We start from the raw sequence: 18,397 nt of genomic DNA on the forward strand, positions 1-18,397 counted from the left end.
ATTATTGTCTCCCTACTCTGACAGTATCGTTACGCAGATTATCTGTACGGTTGTAATCTACTGTCCGGTTTGAACTTAAGGGTTCTGTCGGGCGAGTAACCCGCGGGCTGGAAACAGTTGTATTACCAAGCTGACTTTCCACGGCTGTTTTACCACTGGCTGCATCGCTACGGAACATTTGCTCCAATGGCAGGACCATCAGGTTATTACTGTTCTCATTAGCAATAACTTTGCGGGTATTACTCAGTACTTTTTCCATAGTTTCAATATACAGACGCTCACGGGTAATTTCCGGTGCTGCCTTATATTCAGGCAGCATCTTGGCAAAACTCGCCACTTCACCCTGCGCTTCCAATACCACACGCGCTTTATAAGCCTTAGCATCTTCGATTAATCGTTGAGCCTGACCATTTGCACGCGGTTGAACTTCATTAGCGTAAGCTTCCGCCTCACGAATGTACTGCTGTTCATTTTCCCGGGCAGCAATCGCATCGTCAAATGACGCTTTTACTTCTTCCGGTGGACGGGCAGTCTGGAAGTTAACATCCAGCAAAGTAATACCCATTTTGTATGGACGAATCGTTTCTTCCAGTACCTTCTGGGTATCGCTACGTACAATAGTACGGCCTTCAGTCAAGATTTTATCCATAGTGTATTTGCCGATAACACCGCGAACCGCGCTGTCAGTTGCCTGACGCAGGCTGTTATCAGGGCTTGTTACGCTATAGAGATAAGCGGCTGGATTCGTCACACGGTACTGAACGTTCATTTCCACGCGAACAACGTTTTCATCGGAAGTCAGCATCACACCGGATGCCGCCAGTTCACGAACAGATTCCACGTTGACCGGAACCACTTCATCAATGAACGTTGGTTTCCAGTTCAGACCTGGCTGCACGATATGGCTCAATTTACCCAAACGGGTGACAACGCCACGTTCTGTTTCTTTAATCGTATAGAAACCACTGGCGGCCCAGATCACGATGATCGCGACAACAGCAAGGCTAACAATACGCCCGCCAAATTTTGCCCCCTGATCAGAGCCATTACCGCCCTTATTCCCACCGAAACCACCGAGTTTACTGCTCAGCTTACGGAACAGATCGTCGAGATCAGATGCCCCACGGTTTCGACTACCTTTGTTCCCGCCGGAGTTGCCGCTATTATTATTGCTGCTCCCCCACGGGTCGCGGTCTTGTCCGTTGTTTCCGGGCTGATTCCACGCCATGTTTTCGCTCCATTCTTTTATGATTGGTTTTCAGGCCAAGAGCTGCTTGTAAACAAACCAACTCTCAATCACACAAGTTTTCAGATATTCATCTGACAAGCACATCAGACGATATAATCAAACAAATCCTGTTCTTGTTTGCACAGACGGCGCCAGTCAACAATTGGCATTCTCACTTCAATACCAACGTTGCCGTCCTCTTCTATCCACTCTTTCTCTATTGCCTGAAGTTGATAGAAGCGGCTGCGTAAACGACCCGCTTCTGGCGGCAAGCGCAATTCGTAGTGTGCGATTTCACCCGAAAGGCGCTCCGTTAACGCTTGTAACAACAACGGGATACCTTCACCGGTTTGCGCCGACAACCAAACTCTGACCGGTAAGTTATCTTCGTTGCGATCAATACGCGGGATGAAGTCCCCCAGCATATCAATCTTATTCATCACCAGCAGTACCGGAATTTCATGAGCTTCAATTTCTTCCAGTACACTGTCAACCGCAGTAATATTTTCGTCCAGGCGACTATCCGCAGCATCAACAACATGCAGCAATAGTGTTGCCTGCCGGGTTTCCTGCAATGTCGCTTTAAATGCCGCAACCAGATCATGAGGCAAATGACGGATAAAACCAACAGTATCAGCCAACACTGCCGTGCCAACATCATCAACTCCAATCCGCCGCAACGTTGGATCCAGTGTTGCAAACAGCTGATCAGCCGTGTAAACCTCAGCGGAAGTCATACGGTTAAATAAGCTTGATTTCCCAGCGTTGGTATATCCCACCAGAGAAATCGTCGGTATATCCGCCTTATTCCGCGCCTGACGCCCCTGTTCACGCTGCCTCTCAACCCGACTAAGGCGGCCCAGAATCTGGCGGATCCTATCCCGCAGTAAACGCCGGTCTGTCTCAAGCTGAGTTTCCCCCGGCCCCCTTAGACCAATCCCACCTTTTTGACGTTCAAGGTGAGTCCATCCCCGGACAAGACGGGTAGAAAGATGGCGTAACTGCGCCAGCTCCACCTGCAACTTCCCTTCGTGAGTCCGTGCCCGTTGAGCAAAAATATCCAGAATCACACCAGTGCGATCGATCACCCGACACTGACAGAGCCGTTCAAGGTTACGCTCTTGCGCAGGGCTAAGAGTATGATTAAACAGCACAACATCAGCACCACTAGCCTGTACAGCCTCAGCAATCTCCTCAGCCTTACCTTCTCCGACAAAATATTTCGGATGAGGTGCTTTTCTGCTCCCTGTGACAATTTGAACAGGAACCACACCAGCAGAAGTTACCAGTGATTCAAACTCACTGAGATTGTCTGTGTCTTTATCCTGCGAGAAGAAAATGTGCACCACAACGGCTCGTTCACCGCCTTCATAACGCTCAAACAAAGGTGAGACCTCTCAGGCTGAGTAAAAAACTATAGGAAAAAACATAGGTAAAGTCTCCCTACCTATGTTTTTCTTCATTTTGTTACCGTTCTCAAGCTTATTCAGCGCCATCACTTTCCTGTTGTACTGCCGGAGCGGAAGCTCCACCAGAGTGGTAATTACCTACACTTGCCCCTACACCCGTATTGCTACTGTGATGAGAAACTGGGCGGGAAGGTACGACAGTCGAGATAGCGTGTTTATAAACCATCTGGCTAACCGTATTTTTCAGTAAAATGACAAACTGGTCAAAAGATTCAATCTGACCCTGCAATTTGATGCCGTTGACCAAATAAATAGAAACCGGGACCCTTTCACGCCGTAACGCGTTCAGGAACGGATCTTGCAAAGATTGCCCCTTAGCCATTCTATATTTTCCTTATTTTGTTGTTTTTAACTAAGAACCTGGAGGTTCGAAAAAATGAACTACTCAAAAATTGCGCTTTGGTACTCATCAATTGTACACAATCAATAAACCTATGCACTAACAACCTGCATAACTGTGCTTAAAGCCTGTTCAGGTTGAGAACTCTCCAACCAATGAACCGACTCCCAACCTCTGAGCCAAGTTATTTGACGCTTTGCCAATTGGCGTGTTGCACAAATACCGCGATAAACCATTTCATCGTAGTTAATCTCGCCAGAAAGATAGGACCACATCTGGCGATAACCAACGCAACGAATAGAAGGTAAATCCACATGCAAATCATTACGAGCATAAAGTGCTTTAACTTCTTCTTCAAATCCTGATTCAAGCATTTGATGAAAACGCGCTTCAATACGTTGATGAAGGATCTCACGCTTTGCCGGCGCAATAGCAAATTGATGGACACGGTAAGGAAGCACTTCTCCTGACAATCTCGTCATCTCAGTGAGAGTTTTACCTGAAATCAGAAAAACTTCCAGTGCCCGGGAAAGCCTCTGTGGATCATTGGGATGAATTCTTAACGCCGCCACTGGATCAACTTTCTGTAGCTGCTGATGCAATGCATTCCATCCTTGCTCTGCTGCCTGCTGCTCTATTTGCGCCCGAATAACCGGATCAGCAGAAGGCAAAGGGGATAAACCTTCAAGTAATGCCTTAAAATAGAGCATAGTTCCGCCAACTAACAGAGGAATACGCCCAGAAGCGGTAATTTCCGTCATTTCCCTCAACGCATCCTGACGGAAATCAGCCGCAGAATAAGGCTGAGAAGGGTCAAGAATATCGATCAAACGATGAGGCGCCAACGCTTGCTCTTCTGTTGTTGGTTTAGCTGTACCAATATTCATTCCACGATAAATCAGCGCAGAATCAACGCTTATCAGTTCCACAGGAAGATGCTGGCGCAAAGCGATAGATAAGGCGGTTTTGCCTGAGGCCGTCGGCCCCATAACAAAGATTGCCGCTGGCAGATGCTGAGTTTTCTGATCACTCATGAGTAAGGGATGCCACCACTGCTTGTAAATCAATTAATTGTAATAGCCCATCTGGTGGAGATTTTACCAGTTGTGGGCAAAGCCGCTCAACATCAGCCAATAACTGTATTGCCTGAGCAACATTCCATGTTTCATGCTCACTGCCAATATGACGAACAAGCCAAGTTACAATCTGTTCTGCCAATATTGATGGCTGCTGAGCCAAATAGTTTAACAATTCAGGAATTAATTTGGGCAAATTTTGCTGGCGCAATGGTAACGATACAGCACGTAGTGTTGCTTTTCCATGAGATACAGACGCTTCGATACCAAAAGAGCCTAATAAGTCACTATAACAATTTAAAGCACTAGCTTCTTCCTTACTGAGAGCCAGTTTCAGCGGGATCAAAAGTGGTTGTGGTTTTAGTCCTTGCTCCGTTGGTGTCAACTGCACTTGTTTTAACCAGCGTTCAGCGACCGGCAAAGATAACAGCCCAATACCTAACGGAGATTCAATCAGAGCGTAACATGGCGGATATATGCTCAACACTTTACCAAAACTATGACTGTTATTTTTAACCTGAACAGGAACAGGCGTCACTTTTGCCGCCATAACAGGAGCGATTCTTGCCGGGAACAGCTCTCTTTTCTCTTCGGGTTCCGGCACAGATTGCATCAGCTTCTGATACAGCTCGCCCTGAGGTTTTTGATAATTGTCTCCATGATACTGACGGTTTTCACCACTGCGGGAAAAACCCGTATTACTCTTACCTGATAAAGTCTCTTTTGGTGATGAAGTTGCCGCAGATGCGGTGTTATTTTGCCGGGAAAAATGATTTTCTCCTGCTGATGGGCGGTTTTCCGGCTCCCAGACCGGCGCAGGTTCACAACATGCTATATCCAGCTCAACGCCGCTTCCACGCTGTTTTAATACGGCAGTGACCCCCTGATAGATAAAATCGTGTACCAGGCGGGCCTGATGGAAGCGAACTTCATGCTTCGCCGGATGTACATTAACATCCACCTGATGCGGATCAACTTCCAGATACAAAACAAAAGCCGGCTGCTGTTCTCCCTTGATCAAATCTTGATAAGCCTGACGGATAGCATGATTAATTAAGCGATCACGCATCATACGTCCGTTAACATAGCAATATTGAATATCTCCACTGACCGTCGCATTCATCGGATCCGCAACCCATCCCTTGATGGATAAATCTCCATGCTGCCAGGAAAGAGCAAGCGCCTGCTGCATAAAAGCGGTACCACAAATAGAAGCCAAACGTCGTTCATACTGTGATTCCTCTTTTGCCGGCCGGTACTGGCGAACCAACTTGCCGTTATGATGCAAATTGATTGATACATCCAGACGCGCCAGCGCAATGCGTCTGACAACCTCATCAATATGACCAAATTCCGTTTTTTCTGTTCGCAGAAATTTACGTCGCGCAGGTGTGTTATAAAACAGATCTAACACTTCAACCGTACTGCCTACCGGATGAGCAGCTGGCTTCACGGTGACTTCCATATCCCGTCCTTCAGCGTATGCTTGCCAGGCTTCATTCTGCCCTTCAGTACGGGAAGTCAATGTCAGACGCGAAACTGAGCTGATACTGGCCAGCGCCTCTCCGCGGAATCCCATACTGATAATCGCTTCCAGATCATCCAGTGTGGCAATCTTACTGGTGGCATGACGAGCCAGTGCCAAAGCAAGATCCTGATGATTGATTCCACAACCATTATCACGGACACGGATAAGTTTTACTCCACCGCGTTCAATTTCAATATCAATGCGGCTGGCTCCAGCATCAAGACTATTCTCCATCAACTCCTTGACTACTGATGCAGGACGTTCTACTACTTCGCCAGCAGCAATTTGGTTTGCCAATTGAGGAGGTAAAATCTTGATCGCCATATTTAACCCTTACTTCCTGGCTGCTTTAGGTGCAGCCTGTAATGGATGCGCCAGAAAATAGTTGCGCAATCCTTGATGGATAGCGCTTGCCAGCTTATCCTGAAAATCACTGGAACCAAGCAATACTTCTTCAGATGAGTTACTGATAAATCCAGTTTCTACCAAAATTGAAGGGATATCCGGTGAGCGTAGCACACCCAAACTGGCATGTTCTGGCGAACGTTTATGTAATGAACCAACTTTGCGCAACTCATTCAAAACCTGTACTGCAACGTTATAACCCACCCGTTGAGAGTGACCGAATTGTAAATCCAGTACCGCCTGGCTTAGATAAGGATCTGCACCATTTGCCAGTGCATCGCCTGCACCGCCCAGTAATTCAGACTGTTTCTCATGCTGCTCAAGCCAATTACCCAATTCGCTGTTTGCTCGCTTGTTTGACAGTACCCAGACAGAAGCACCACGCGCACTGCGATTGGGCGCAGCGTCAGCATGAATAGAAACCAGCATATTCGCGCTATGCTTACGCGCAACCTCAGAACGACCTGCAACAGAAATAAAATAGTCTCCACTGCGGGTCAAAACGGGTTTGAACATAGGATCATTGCGCAATAGCGCTTCCAATTTACGCGCAACACTAATAGTGACATTCTTCTCTTTCAGTCCATGTTGCCCGATCGCACCAGGGTCTTGTCCGCCATGTCCCGCATCAATCGCAACAACAACCCGCAGACTCCCCTTGGGAGTAATTTGTGGCGTCGCCTTTTTTGTCGCCGCTGGTTTATTATCAGTAATGGCTGATTTACTGGCTGCCCCTTGTGAACTTTCTCTGAAAACAAGATTACTGACAGGAGCACCAGAAGCCCGCAAGGTAAAAATAACCCGATATTCACTACCCGACTGCTGCACTATAGAGTTGACTTTAACTTTTTTATTTAGTTCAAACACAATACGTTTTTTTTGTGCATCAGGTGCCTGACTGGCGCGAATTTTCTTCACTAAATCCAGTCCCGGCAAATTCATTGGCAAGCCAATAATATTTCCTGACTGGTGAATATCTACCACTAAACGTTCCGGTGAATGCAATGGGAAAAAGCTGTAATCAGGGCGACTACCTGAAAAAACCATCGTCACTTTGGATTCACTGACACTATTACTCACGTGGATATTGGATAAAGTCGCCGCTGTCGCTGTTACCACCACTAAACTGCTCATCATGATAAACAGCCAGCAAATTATCATAAAACTGATTTGCCATTTCTTTATCATTTTTGCAACTAAAGGGTGCATCATGGTCGGGTGATCCCTCATAAATATTTCAAATTATCTAACAGGCTCTCACCATATTCAGACAAAGCAATAAAATGTGCCTGTCGCCCTTCGGGCTGGTAACTCAAATGTAATTTAATATCCGCATCCGGCAATACACCTTCTCCTTGCTGAGGCCATTCCACCAAACAAATAGCATCCTGATGGAAATAATCACGAACTCCCATAAACTCCAGCTCTTCCGGATCAGCCAACCGGTAAAGATCAAAATGGTAAACCGGCCTCGGCGTTAAAGCGTAAGGTTCAACCAAAGTGTAGGTTGGGCTTTTTACATGCCCTTGATGGCCCAGGGACTGCAAAAAACCACGGCTGAATGTCGTCTTACCGGCACCTAAATCACCATATAAATAAATTACACTGCCATGATTACAGGCAGCCGCAACCGCGCCTCCAAGGGAAACCGTCGCTTCTTCATCTTGAAGTGATAAAACAAGTTCTTTCATCGAATAATATCTGCTGTTTTATTAATTCGTCAGCTAAAACAATAACCCTAACACAACTCTATTATCAACATTTAACATCTTCTGCTCAGTTTCACCGCTGAACTCACTATTTTTGGCCTGCAACAGATTATGCTATACTGCGACTCCTTGCAGCATAAACTAATTTCCGCCATGGCAACTTCTCTCGATCTCAATCTCTTGGTCACAAGCATCAAACAATGGGGCCTCTCTCTTGGTTTTCAGCAAGTTGGCATTTGTGATATTGATTTATCAGCAGAAGAGCCGAAGCTCCAGGAATGGCTGGATAAACAGTATCACGGTGAAATGGCATGGATGAAACGCCACGGTATGATGCGTACCCGCCCAAATGAACTGCTGCCAGGAACATTGCGCATCATTAGTGTAAGAATGAATTATCTCCCTGCCAAAGCCTCTTTTGCCAGCACACTCAGTGATTCTACACTCGGTTATATAAGCCGTTACGCTTTGGGAAGAGATTATCACAAACTACTGCGCCAACGTCTGAAGAAACTGGGTGAACAAATTCAAGACTATTGCCATGACTTCGAATATCAAGGCATCCTTAATTTCCGGCCTTTTGTTGATTCTGCACCAATAATGGAACGCCCACTAGCTGCTAAGGCCGGATTAGGCTGGGTTGGTAAACACTCGCTTATCCTTAATAGAGAAGCTGGCTCATGGTTCTTTCTTGGTGAACTACTGATAAATCTTCCCCTACCTGTAGACACGCTACAGGAAGAACAATGTGGCCGCTGTGTGGCCTGTATGACAACCTGCCCAACAGGTGCAATTATTGCTCCTTATACCATTGATGCCCGCCGTTGCATTTCTTATCTCACGATTGAATTGGAAGGTGTTATTCCTGAAGAGTTTCGCCCACTGATGGGAAACCGCATTTATGGTTGTGATGACTGCCAGATTATTTGTCCGTGGAACCGCTTTTCCCAACTAACAGATGAAGGTGATTTCAGCCCCCGGGCAACATTACATACGCCGGAATTATTAGATTTATTCAATTGGAGTGAAGAAAAATTCCTGCGAATAACAGAAGGTTCTGCAATCCGCCGTATCGGGCATTTACGCTGGTTACGCAATATTGCGGTTGCCTTGGGAAACGCACCATATCAAGACAACATCGTTCTATCTCTGCAACAGAAACTAGGATTAAACACAATGCTTGATGAACATATTCATTGGGCTATTGACCAACAAATGACTCGCCGGGCAACCAATACTGTCAATGTACAAACTTCTCAACAAAAACGGCTTATCCGAGCGATAACCAAAGGCTTACCCAGAGATGCTTAATTATTAACCATCCTGGCAGTGTATAAAAAAATTCAAATAATTTTCCTGTGAATAAAATAAAAATTCCTTGCTGATCAATGCTCAAAAAAAGCGCAAGTGATCAATATGGTATTTCTTAATGAAGGACTATTCCGAAAAACTATCAATAACTTATAGGAGAAACATTGATTTTATAAAATGTAAGATCAGGAAAATCTGAAAGAAACAGCCTGTGGATAAGTCTGTGTGGTAATTTTAAGGTGTCGTACTTATTTACCAGGAAATCACTTTCTATTCTGTGGATAAAAAATAGAAACCAACACCGAACCCTATAGCCCAAAAATCGAACCAAAATAAGCGAGTATTATCATTGGGGAAGAAACTTGGAGAGGGAAGCAAATCGTTTGAATCCCACTTAACTTATTGATTCAACAGATATTTTTAAATAGATCATCGTTGAAAGGAGTGCATTATGTACCACCCTCAAAAGTTTGGCAAGCAGAAGTTGAAAAAACTTTCGGAGTTAAAGGATCATGCCTTTCCCCTTCCTGTGTGTCCTGTGCCAAAGAAAGACAGAGAACCTATAACCAAGCAATAACTCTTAACGGACAAACATCATACATTCGGAATTTTTTAGCACAAAACGCCATGAATATAAGAACCCCAGATGAGCATCTGCAAATCAAAAATTGGAGCGGAAAAATGCAACTCACGGTAACTAACTAAAAAATAATAATTTTTCCTACTTTGCTTCATATCCGTAGACTTGTTTGTTCTGCTTTTCAAAAAAAGCTGCATTTGCTTAATTGGTTCAGTCATTTTACAATCAATTTATTGACTTTTTATAGTCTATATTTAGTCTTATTCGATGTGAGGGATTCTACGCGTTATTCAGAACAGATTAAACCAATCAGCTACCTTAAAACCAATGCAGCTGCGGTGATGACGACACTGGCAGAGTCCCGCTCACCGATGATTATTACGCAAAATGGTGAAGCGAAAGCGGTCATTCAGGATATTGCCTCTTATGAGCAGACAAAGGAAACCATAGCATTGTTAAAGATTTTGGCTTTAGGACAACAGCAGGTTAAAACAGGTGAAATCACACCGGTAAAGGATGTAATTCACCGTTTAAAGAATAAAGAGAAGTTCACCTGATGTCATATAAAGGAGGTATTAACTAAAGACGCCGAAGCGGATTTAGAGGATATTTACGATTATATTGTCGAAAATGACAGTCCTGGGAAAGCCGATTATGTATTGGAGCAGTTGCTGAGTGGTTAGATTTTCCCGGTAGGTGTTAATAGCATTCAATTACCTTTAAATCCACAAGTAAAGATAAAAAGTTTATCAATAACCCAGACGATGTTTACAACATCATGCAACGGGTTCTATTGCGTGAAAATAGGATCGATAAAGGAAAAGAACACTTCTGGATTACCGGCATGAAAATGAGGATTGGAGCGGGAAACGAGACTCGAACTCGCGACCCCGACCTTGGCAAGGTCGTGCTCTACCAACTGAGCTATTCCCGCATTACTGACTAATTATAGTCTGAAACAACATAACCGACTTAAAACTTTGGAGCGGGAAACGAGACTCGAACTCGCGACCCCAACCTTGGCAAGGTTGTGCTCTACCAACTGAGCTATTCCCGCGTCACTGACTTGGCTAATGATAGCCTGAAATAACATACTGATTACAAATCGAAATTTGGAGCGGGAAACGAGACTCGAACTCGCGACCCCGACCTTGGCAAGGTCGTGCTCTACCAACTGAGCTATTCCCGCATATCTTTCAGTATGCCATACCTGATAAAATTCTTCATCGGTACGGGGAGCGCATTATACGAAAAATCGCTGCACTCGCAAGCCCCTTCAACGCAAAAAAACAAACTTTTCGGTCAAATGGCGATTTAATAAACACCAATGCAGATTAATAATCGTCACACTGAGCTTACGTTATCATAGCCAGCAGAGGACAAAATAAAACTTTCTTATTCCGATTGAATAAAATGTTCTCGATAATAAGCTAATTCAGCCACTGATTCGCGAATATCATCCAGTGCCTGATGAGTACTCTGCTTTTTTAATCCCGCCAGGATTTCCGGTTTCCAACGACGGGCTAATTCTTTCAATGTACTGACATCCAGATAACGGTAGTGAAAATAGGCTTCCAGCTCCGGCATATAACGGAATAGGAAACGCCGATCCTGACCAACACTATTACCACAAATAGGTGAAGCCCCCGCGGGAACCCACTCTTCCAAAAATTCAATCGTCGCCTTCTCTGCCGCACGATCATCTATTTTGCTTGCTTTAACACGTTCAACCAACCCACTGCCAGTATGGGTACGCACATTCCATTCATCCATCAGAGCAAGTTGCTCATCAGACTGATAAATCGCAATGACCGGCCCTTCAGCCAGAATATTCAAATTTGCATCAGTGACAATTGTCGCAATTTCAATAATGCGATCCCGCTCTGGATCTAAACCCGTCATTTCCAGATCTATCCAGATAAGATTGTGCTCACTTTTTGACATGTTATATCCTAGGTTGGAGAGATAGTTCTTATTATTGACATCCTCCCCCACTTTCGCACTTCGTGACTCAAGAGGGGGATCCCCGTTAGTGGGCGACGGCTGATCGCTCTGCGTCTGGTTCCTGCTTCAACGGGCGGCCTGATTGCTCCGTCCCTCCACAGGCAAGCACGGCATGCCCTGCCGCTAACATGTTACGAGCGCCGTTTACATCTGCGTTCGCGGTATATCCACACACCTGGCACACGAATTTACTCTGTGACAATCGGTTCTCTTTTGCTGTATGACCGCAACATGCGCACCGCTGGCTGGTGTATGCCGGAGGGACTGCCAGTACCTGACCGCCGCGCCAGCGCTGCTTATATTCTAGCTGACGGCGCATTTCATACCAGCCCTGATCCAGTATCGCGCGATTTAAGCCTGTTTTAGCCCCAACGTTCCTTCCGGGCTGTTCTGCCGTGCCTTTCGCTGACTTCGACATGTTACCGACCTTCAAATCTTCAATCACGATCATCGCGTGGTTTTTGCTTATTTTCGTGGTGGGGCTCAGCGGCTTCTATCTCGACTTGAAACGACACATACCACTGACCCGCTGACTGGCTGATCGTGGCATTTTTGATTTTGCCGTTCACCTCCTGCGGTTGAAGGTTATCGGTGTAAGCTTCCTGTAAGAAGGCGTATTCCGGTGTTTTTTTCCACCCCGTGAGCATGCGGTTTAGTTCAAACGCAGAGGGAAGTTTTCCGCCGGAATCCAGAATGTGTTTTGTTACCTCAAGGCCGTGATCCCAGACAAAACGAGCACACCCGCATAACTGTCGCAAACGCGGCGACTGTTCTTCAGTTGGCTCTAGTCTGAACTTGTAGGCTTTCAGTATTAGCATTATCATTCAGTGTGTGGTCGGTTTATTCTCTATTTTACTGTGCCTTCGGCTAACTTCAATGCAAAAATACAAAATTAATTATTCACGACATTCAGCCTTTCCCGTCGCTGACGTAATGAGTTTCTGAACTTACGCGGAGCATACAGAAAGGCAGTTCTCTGGTCCCGTTCCTACTTTGCGGGTTCATGCGGTGGAGCACCGCTGGAAGTGGTGAAACAATACATTCAACATCAGCGTGGCTGATGATTCTACGGGCTTTTCAAGCCCGTCCAAATTCCCCTCCCGCCTGATGTCGGCGGGAGTACCCTTTGGAGGTAAAGATGGATGGTGTATCATAGCGCTTTTAGAAAATAGCAGCGATAAATATGGAACAAGTGAGGTTCGGTGGCTAAGAATAAATTATCCAAAGGCCAGCAACGGCGGGTACAGGCAAATCATCAGCGCAGACTGAAAAAACAGGATAATAAACCTGAAATGGATGATAGCCAGTTAGGTGAACCTCAGGAGGGGCTGGTTATCAGCCGTTTCGGCCAACATGCTGATGTAGAGGCAGCAGACGGTTCTATACAACGTTGTAATATCCGCAGAACGATCCGCTCATTAGTCACAGGTGATCGGGTGGTATGGCGTCCTTCGCTGCAAACGCAAACAGATGTTAAAGTCAATGGCATTGTTGAAGCGGTTCACGAGCGGACTTCTGTACTGACACGCCCTGACTACTATGATGGCGTTAAACCTATTGCCGCCAACATTGACCAGATAGTTATTGTGTCAGCCATTCTCCCTGAACTTTCACTCAATATTATCGATCGCTACCTTGTTGCCTGTGAAACACTGGGCATTGAGCCATTGATTGTGCTGAATAAAATTGACCTGTTGGACGAAGAAAGCCGTGAATGGGTCGATGAAGTCATGTCCACATACCATAATATTGGTTACAGAGTATTAAAGTTATCAAGCCATACTGGCGAAGGTATGGAAGAATTACTAAAGATGCTCGCAGACAGAATCAGTATCTTCGCCGGTCAGTCTGGAGTGGGTAAATCCAGTTTGCTGAACACGCTCCTGCCGGAAGATGAAGAAAAAATTCTGGTCAATCAGGTTTCAGAAGTTTCCGGTTTAGGTCAACACACCACCACGGCATCCCGCCTTTATCATTTTCCACATGGCGGTGATGTGATTGATTCTCCAGGTGTCCGAGAATTTGGCCTATGGCATTTAACACCAGAACAGATAACTCAGGGTTTCGTCGAATTCCGCGATTATCTGGGAAACTGTAAATTCCGCGATTGTAAACATCGGGATGATCCAGAATGTGCGTTACGGAAAGCAGTAGAAGATAGCAAAATAACTGAAGAACGCTTTGAAAATTATCACCGTATTCTCGACAGCATGGACCAAATTAAACCACGTAAGACGTTTACAGATAACGATAGCTATACCCAATAGATTTCAAGTTGCAGCGCGGCGGCAAGTGAACGCATCCCCAGGAGCATAGATAACGATGTGACTGGGGTAAGTGAACGCAGCCAACAAAGCAGCAACTTGAAAGATGAAGGGTATAACTGACATTAAATAAAAGGACGGGTACAATAGTCCCCTTTTATCTAATTTGCCGATAAAATAACATCCAAGAGGTTGACGTGCTGGATAACATTAAAATCAGGTTGCATCATTTATTGCCTAAACAAGGAATTACGAATCTGGCAGGCTGGTTTGCAAATAAAAAGGCTGGCTGGCTGACTCAATTGGCAATTAAGGCGTTTGCCCGTGTTTATAAAGTGGATATGAATGAAGCGAAGGTGCCTGAGTTTTCTGCCTATACAACATTCAACGAATTCTTTATCCGCCCATTAAAAGAGGATGTTCGCCCGGTTGTCAGCGAAGAACATCAATTAGCACTGCCTGCTGATGGTATTATCAGTCAGTTAGGTAATATCCGGACAGACCAGATACTTCAGGCCAAAGGGCACCACTACACCCTTGAAGCTCTGCTAGCCGGCAATCATCAGTTGGCAGAGATATTCCGTGATGGGCAGTTTGTAACGACTTACTTATCACCAAAGGATTATCACCGTGTACATATGCCCTGCGATGGATTGCTGAAAGAGATGATCTATGTCCCAGGCGATCTGTTCTCTGTCAATCCGTTGACTGCCGCCAACGTGCCAAACCTGTTCGCCCGTAATGAAAGAGTCATCTGCCTGTTTGATACTCAATTTGGGCCAATGATACAGATTCTGGTTGGTGCAACTATCGTCGGCAGTATTGAAATGGCCTGGTGTGGGACGGTTACGCCACCACGGGAAGGTATTATCAAACGCTGGACTTACCCTGAAGCCGGTACAACTGGCGCCGTCTCTTTGAAGAAAGGTGAGGAAATGGGCCGCTTCAAACTAGGTTCTACCGTTATTAACCTGTTCGCAGCAAATCAGGTGCAGCTAGCCGGGAACTTAAGCAGTGGTTCAGCAACCCGCATGGGTGAACTATTAGCCCAAGCGATAATGCCTGAAGAACCTACTGATAACATAAGCTAATCCCCTTCCAAGGAGAGTCCTCTATCGTGCGCCTGATTGTCAGCTTATTGCTTAGCCTGCTCATTATTAGTCCGGTTTTTGCTGCTACTCAACTTGATGAAAACCAGCTCAAACAAGAACTGCAACAAATTGAATCCAGTAAAAATCCGCAGGATGCAGAAGTTGCTCAGGCGCTCCAAGGAGCGCTCAATTGGATTGCTGATACTAAATCTGCTAACGACAGAACACAGAAATATCAGGCTACCATTGATGATTTCCCAAAAATAACCAGAGAGCTTCGTCAAAAGTTACTTGCTGAAAGTGATACTCCCCGCCAGATTCCTGCAAACCAGCCAATCGCAAATCTTGAACAGCAGATTATTCAGATCAGCAGCCGGTTACTGGACCAAGGTGGACAATTACAGCAGGAGCAGGACAAAGGACGGGAAATCAGCGACTCCCTTGGATTATTACCCCAACAACAATCAGAAGCACGACGTCTTCTGACTGAAGCATCCTCTCGCCTTCAATCATTAGAAACACCATCCACTCCGTTAGGAGAAGCCCAATTTGCTTTAGCTCAAGCCGAAGTAAATGCTCACAAAGCTACAGTTAATGAACTGGAAATAGCTCAACTTTCTGCCAATAACCGGCAGGAAATTTCCCGTATGCGAGTTGATCTGTTCAAAAAGCGTTATCAGCGACTTGATCTTGAGCTGCAACAACTCCGCAGCCAACTTAACGCACAACGCCAGCAAAAAGCAGAATTAGCTCTGGAACATACAGAAATGCTGGCAGAACAGAGTGGTCAGCTACCAAAATTTCTGCTTGATGAATTACAACTGAACCGTCATTTATCTCAGGAGTTAAATCAGCAAGCGCAACGAATGAATACCATCGGCTCAAAGCAACGCCAGGCCGCCAGTGATACTATTCAAGTCCGGCAAGCATTGAGTACCATTCGTGAACAGGCCCAATGGCTTGGAGGCTCCACAACGCTAGGAGAAGCCCTTCGAACTCAGCTTGCCCGTTTGCCCGACATGTCTAAACCTCAGCAACTTGACCGGAATATTATCAAATTCAGGGTCGATCGGCTGAAATACGAAGATATGCTGGAACAGTTACAGAAAGAAATAAAACCCGCTCAAGCAAACAACGTTGCACTGACGGCCGAACAAGAGCGGATTTACGATTCCCTGATTCGTACCCGCAAAGAATTACTCAATTCACTATTATCTGGTTATGACAGTGAGATTCTTGAACTAACCAAACTGAAAGTCGCTACCAACCAGCTAAACGATGCACTGACAGAAGTAAAGGAAGCCACCCACCGTTATCTGTTCTGGGTCGCAGATGTTAATCCTGTTTCGCTCGATTACCCTATTAGTGTTGTGCAGGATCTGACCCGCTTATTATCACTGGATACTTTCTCTCAGTTAAGTGGGGCCCTGATAGTCATGCTGACCACTCAGGATACGCTGCTATATCTGCTTGGTGCACTATTTCTTGTCATATTCAGCGTCGGTTCTCTCCGCCACTATCACGCATTTCTTGAGCGCGCGAGTAACCGCATCGGCAAAGTAACATATGATCACTTCTCCCTTACTTTGCGTACCGTATTCTGGTCGGTCATTGTTGCGTTACCTTTGCCAATGCTCTGGTCTGCGATCGGCTATGGGCTGCAAAGCGCCTGGCAGTATCCAATGGCGATCGCCATTGGATATGGCGTCAGTGCAACGACTCCCGTATTATGGATCTTTATGCTGAGTGCGACATTTGCACACCCAAATGGATTATTCATTGCCCATTTTCGCTGGCCGGAAGAACGAGTCAAACGCGCATTGCGATTCTACCAGCTCTCTATCTTTGCCATCGTGCCATTGGTGATGGCATTAATCACTTTCGAACATTACAGTGATCGAGAATTTGCCTCCACACTTGGCAGGCTCTGTTTCCTGATACTGTGCGTCTCCTTAAGCTTGATTACCAGCAGCCTGAAACGGGCAAGAGTCCCGCTCTATCTGGATAAAAATGGCTCCGGTGAAAACGTTGTCAATACTGCTCTCTGGTGGATTTTACTCTCTGCGCCGATAATCGCGGCTCTGGCTTCCATACTGGGCTATTTCAGTACATCGCAGGCATTACTGGGACGTTTGGAGACTTCTGTTGCTATCTGGTTCTTCCTGCTGGTTATTTACCATATTATCCGGCGCTGGATGCTGATTCAGCGGCGCCGGATTGCTTTTGAACGGGCAAAACAGCGGCGGGCGGAAATTCTGGCTCAACGCGCCAAAGGCGAAGATGATTCAACGAGTTCAAGCAGCATCGAAGGTTCCATTGAAGTTGACGAACCCATTATTGACCTGGATGCAATCAGTGCTCAATCCCTGGGATTGGTACGCTCAATTCTGACCATGTTTGCATTGGTTTCACTGATTTTGCTCTGGTCAGAACTCCATTCAGCTTTCTCATTCCTGGAAAATATCCGCCTGTGGGATGTCACCACAACGATAAACAATGTAGAAACAGTTCAACCCATCACAATGGGCTCGGTATTAATCGCCATACTGGTGATTATTATCACAACTCAGCTAGTGCGTAACCTGCCTGCCCTGCTTGAGCTGGCCTTATTGCAGCATCTGGAACTGGCCCCAGGTACCGGCTTTGCCATTACCACACTAACCAAATACACCATTACGCTGATCGGTGGTCTGGTAGGTTTCTCGCTGATTGGCATTGAATGGTCAAAACTGCAATGGCTTGTTGCCGCACTGGGGGTTGGGCTTGGTTTTGGCTTACAAGAAATCTTCGCCAACATCGTTTCTGGCCTGATGATCCTGTTTGAAAAGCCCATCCGTATCGGTGATACCGTCACCATCCGCAATCTGACTGGCAGCATCACCAAGATCAATACACGGGCAACGACGCTTTCAGATTGGGACCGGAAAGAAATTATTGTTCCTAACAAAGCCTTTATCACTGAGCAGTTTATTAACTGGTCATTGTCAGACACCATCACCCGTGTCGTACTGACAATTCCTGCTCCGGCAGAGAATAACAGCGAAAAAATCACCCAAATCCTGTTAAATGCGGCCAAACACAGCTCTCTGATCCTGGATAACCCGGCACCTGAAGTGTATCTGGTTGATCTCCAGCATGGCATTCAGATATTTGAATTACGTATTTATGCCGCTGAAATGGGGCACCGGATGCCTGTCCGCCATGAAGTCCACCAGCTTATTCTGCAAGAATTTCACAAGCATGGTATTACTCTGCCATTCCCGCCATTTCAGGCTAGCATTGATATAATTGGTCAAAACATCCGCAGCGCGACGACCAATATGTCAGGCCGAAACCCACCACGCCAACCGGGTAGTTTATAAAAAGAGAATGAAGAACCGAGCCTCCGTATT

Annotated in this window: 14 protein-coding genes, 3 tRNA genes and 2 pseudogenes; 7 read left to right on the forward strand and 12 right to left on the reverse strand. The window is 45.8% G+C overall.

The genetic code is table 11. From position 1 onward, the window contains the following. Position 1: 1 nt before the first annotated feature. The 7 genes from hflK to tsaE form a co-directional block, all read right to left on the reverse strand. Entirely contained in the window at positions 2 to 1,228 is a 1,227-nt protein-coding gene (hflK, locus tag VY86_RS06265; RefSeq protein WP_046974325.1) for an FtsH protease activity modulator HflK, read from the reverse strand. 104 nt (positions 1,229 to 1,332) lie between these two features. Beyond that, positions 1,333 to 2,613: a ribosome rescue GTPase HflX gene (gene hflX / locus VY86_RS06270; protein WP_046974326.1), complete on the reverse strand. Its 1,281-nt coding sequence runs from the start codon at positions 2,611 to 2,613 to the stop codon at positions 1,333 to 1,335. Positions 2,614 to 2,710: 97 nt separating this feature from the next. Continuing rightward, on the reverse strand, positions 2,711 to 3,019 hold the full coding sequence (hfq, locus tag VY86_RS06275; protein ID WP_021322937.1) for an RNA chaperone Hfq: 309 nt from the start codon (positions 3,017 to 3,019) through the stop codon (positions 2,711 to 2,713). A 110-nt stretch (positions 3,020 to 3,129) separates the two neighbouring features. Beyond that, positions 3,130 to 4,071 (reverse strand): tRNA (adenosine(37)-N6)-dimethylallyltransferase MiaA, encoded by a 942-nt coding sequence (miaA, locus tag VY86_RS06280; protein WP_046974327.1) that lies wholly within the window; start codon positions 4,069 to 4,071, stop codon positions 3,130 to 3,132. Then, complete coding sequence (mutL, locus tag VY86_RS06285; RefSeq protein WP_046974328.1) at positions 4,064 to 5,965, reverse strand: DNA mismatch repair endonuclease MutL; 1,902 nt, start codon at positions 5,963 to 5,965, stop codon at positions 4,064 to 4,066. Before mutL ends, miaA begins: the two co-directional genes overlap by 8 nt. Before the next feature lie 9 nt (positions 5,966 to 5,974). Continuing rightward, entirely contained in the window at positions 5,975 to 7,258 is a 1,284-nt protein-coding gene (gene amiB / locus VY86_RS06290; RefSeq protein WP_046974329.1) for an N-acetylmuramoyl-L-alanine amidase AmiB, read from the reverse strand. 14 nt (positions 7,259 to 7,272) lie between these two features. Beyond that, complete coding sequence (tsaE, locus tag VY86_RS06295) at positions 7,273 to 7,737, reverse strand: tRNA (adenosine(37)-N6)-threonylcarbamoyltransferase complex ATPase subunit type 1 TsaE (protein WP_046974330.1); 465 nt, start codon at positions 7,735 to 7,737, stop codon at positions 7,273 to 7,275. Positions 7,738 to 7,908: 171 nt separating this feature from the next. Here tsaE and queG point away from each other — a divergent pair, with 171 nt between their 5' ends. From queG to VY86_RS25695, 3 genes are all read left to right on the forward strand, one after another. Beyond that, positions 7,909 to 9,066, forward strand: coding sequence for a tRNA epoxyqueuosine(34) reductase QueG (gene queG, locus VY86_RS06300; protein WP_046976748.1), 1,158 nt, complete (start codon positions 7,909 to 7,911; stop codon positions 9,064 to 9,066). Positions 9,067 to 9,915: 849 nt separating this feature from the next. Next, positions 9,916 to 10,203: a type II toxin-antitoxin system Phd/YefM family antitoxin gene (locus tag VY86_RS06305; RefSeq protein ID WP_071881071.1), complete on the forward strand. Its 288-nt coding sequence runs from the start codon at positions 9,916 to 9,918 to the stop codon at positions 10,201 to 10,203. Between the two features lie 51 nt (positions 10,204 to 10,254). Continuing rightward, positions 10,255 to 10,329 carry a hypothetical protein gene (locus VY86_RS25695; RefSeq protein WP_228939872.1) on the forward strand — a complete coding sequence of 25 codons (75 nt, stop codon included), beginning with the start codon at positions 10,255 to 10,257 and terminating at the stop codon, positions 10,327 to 10,329. A gap of 175 nt (positions 10,330 to 10,504) precedes the next feature. Here the strand turns inward: VY86_RS25695 and VY86_RS06310 are convergent. The 5 genes and pseudogenes from VY86_RS06310 to VY86_RS06330 all read right to left on the reverse strand — a co-directional run bounded on the left by VY86_RS06310 (position 10,505) and on the right by VY86_RS06330 (position 12,468). After that, positions 10,505 to 10,580 (reverse strand) — tRNA-Gly (locus tag VY86_RS06310). A 47-nt stretch (positions 10,581 to 10,627) separates the two neighbouring features. Then, positions 10,628 to 10,703, reverse strand: a tRNA-Gly gene (locus tag VY86_RS06315). A gap of 56 nt (positions 10,704 to 10,759) precedes the next feature. After that, positions 10,760 to 10,835: transfer RNA gene (locus tag VY86_RS06320), tRNA-Gly, on the reverse strand. Between the two features lie 206 nt (positions 10,836 to 11,041). Beyond that, complete coding sequence (orn, locus tag VY86_RS06325) at positions 11,042 to 11,590, reverse strand: oligoribonuclease (RefSeq protein ID WP_046974331.1); 549 nt, start codon at positions 11,588 to 11,590, stop codon at positions 11,042 to 11,044. An 85-nt stretch (positions 11,591 to 11,675) separates the two neighbouring features. Beyond that, a pseudogene (locus VY86_RS06330) lies at positions 11,676 to 12,468 on the reverse strand (RNA-guided endonuclease InsQ/TnpB family protein). A 111-nt stretch (positions 12,469 to 12,579) separates the two neighbouring features. Between VY86_RS06330 and VY86_RS23115 the strand changes: the two are divergent. The 4 genes and pseudogenes from VY86_RS23115 to mscM form a co-directional block, all read left to right on the forward strand. Further along, positions 12,580 to 12,711, forward strand: a pseudogene (locus VY86_RS23115) (transposase); the annotation flags it as partial. Between the two features lie 141 nt (positions 12,712 to 12,852). Beyond that, positions 12,853 to 13,917, forward strand: a complete 1,065-nt coding sequence (gene rsgA, locus VY86_RS06335; protein WP_046974332.1) for a small ribosomal subunit biogenesis GTPase RsgA — start codon at positions 12,853 to 12,855, stop codon at positions 13,915 to 13,917. A 194-nt stretch (positions 13,918 to 14,111) separates the two neighbouring features. Next, positions 14,112 to 15,005, forward strand: coding sequence for an archaetidylserine decarboxylase (gene asd / locus VY86_RS06340; protein ID WP_046974333.1), 894 nt, complete (start codon positions 14,112 to 14,114; stop codon positions 15,003 to 15,005). 26 nt (positions 15,006 to 15,031) lie between these two features. Further along, complete coding sequence (gene mscM / locus VY86_RS06345; RefSeq protein ID WP_046974334.1) at positions 15,032 to 18,367, forward strand: miniconductance mechanosensitive channel MscM; 3,336 nt, start codon at positions 15,032 to 15,034, stop codon at positions 18,365 to 18,367. Positions 18,368 to 18,397: the final 30 nt, after the last annotated feature.

The organism is Photorhabdus thracensis, from assembly GCF_001010285.1.
Classification (GTDB): Bacteria; Pseudomonadota; Gammaproteobacteria; order Enterobacterales; family Enterobacteriaceae; genus Photorhabdus; species Photorhabdus temperata.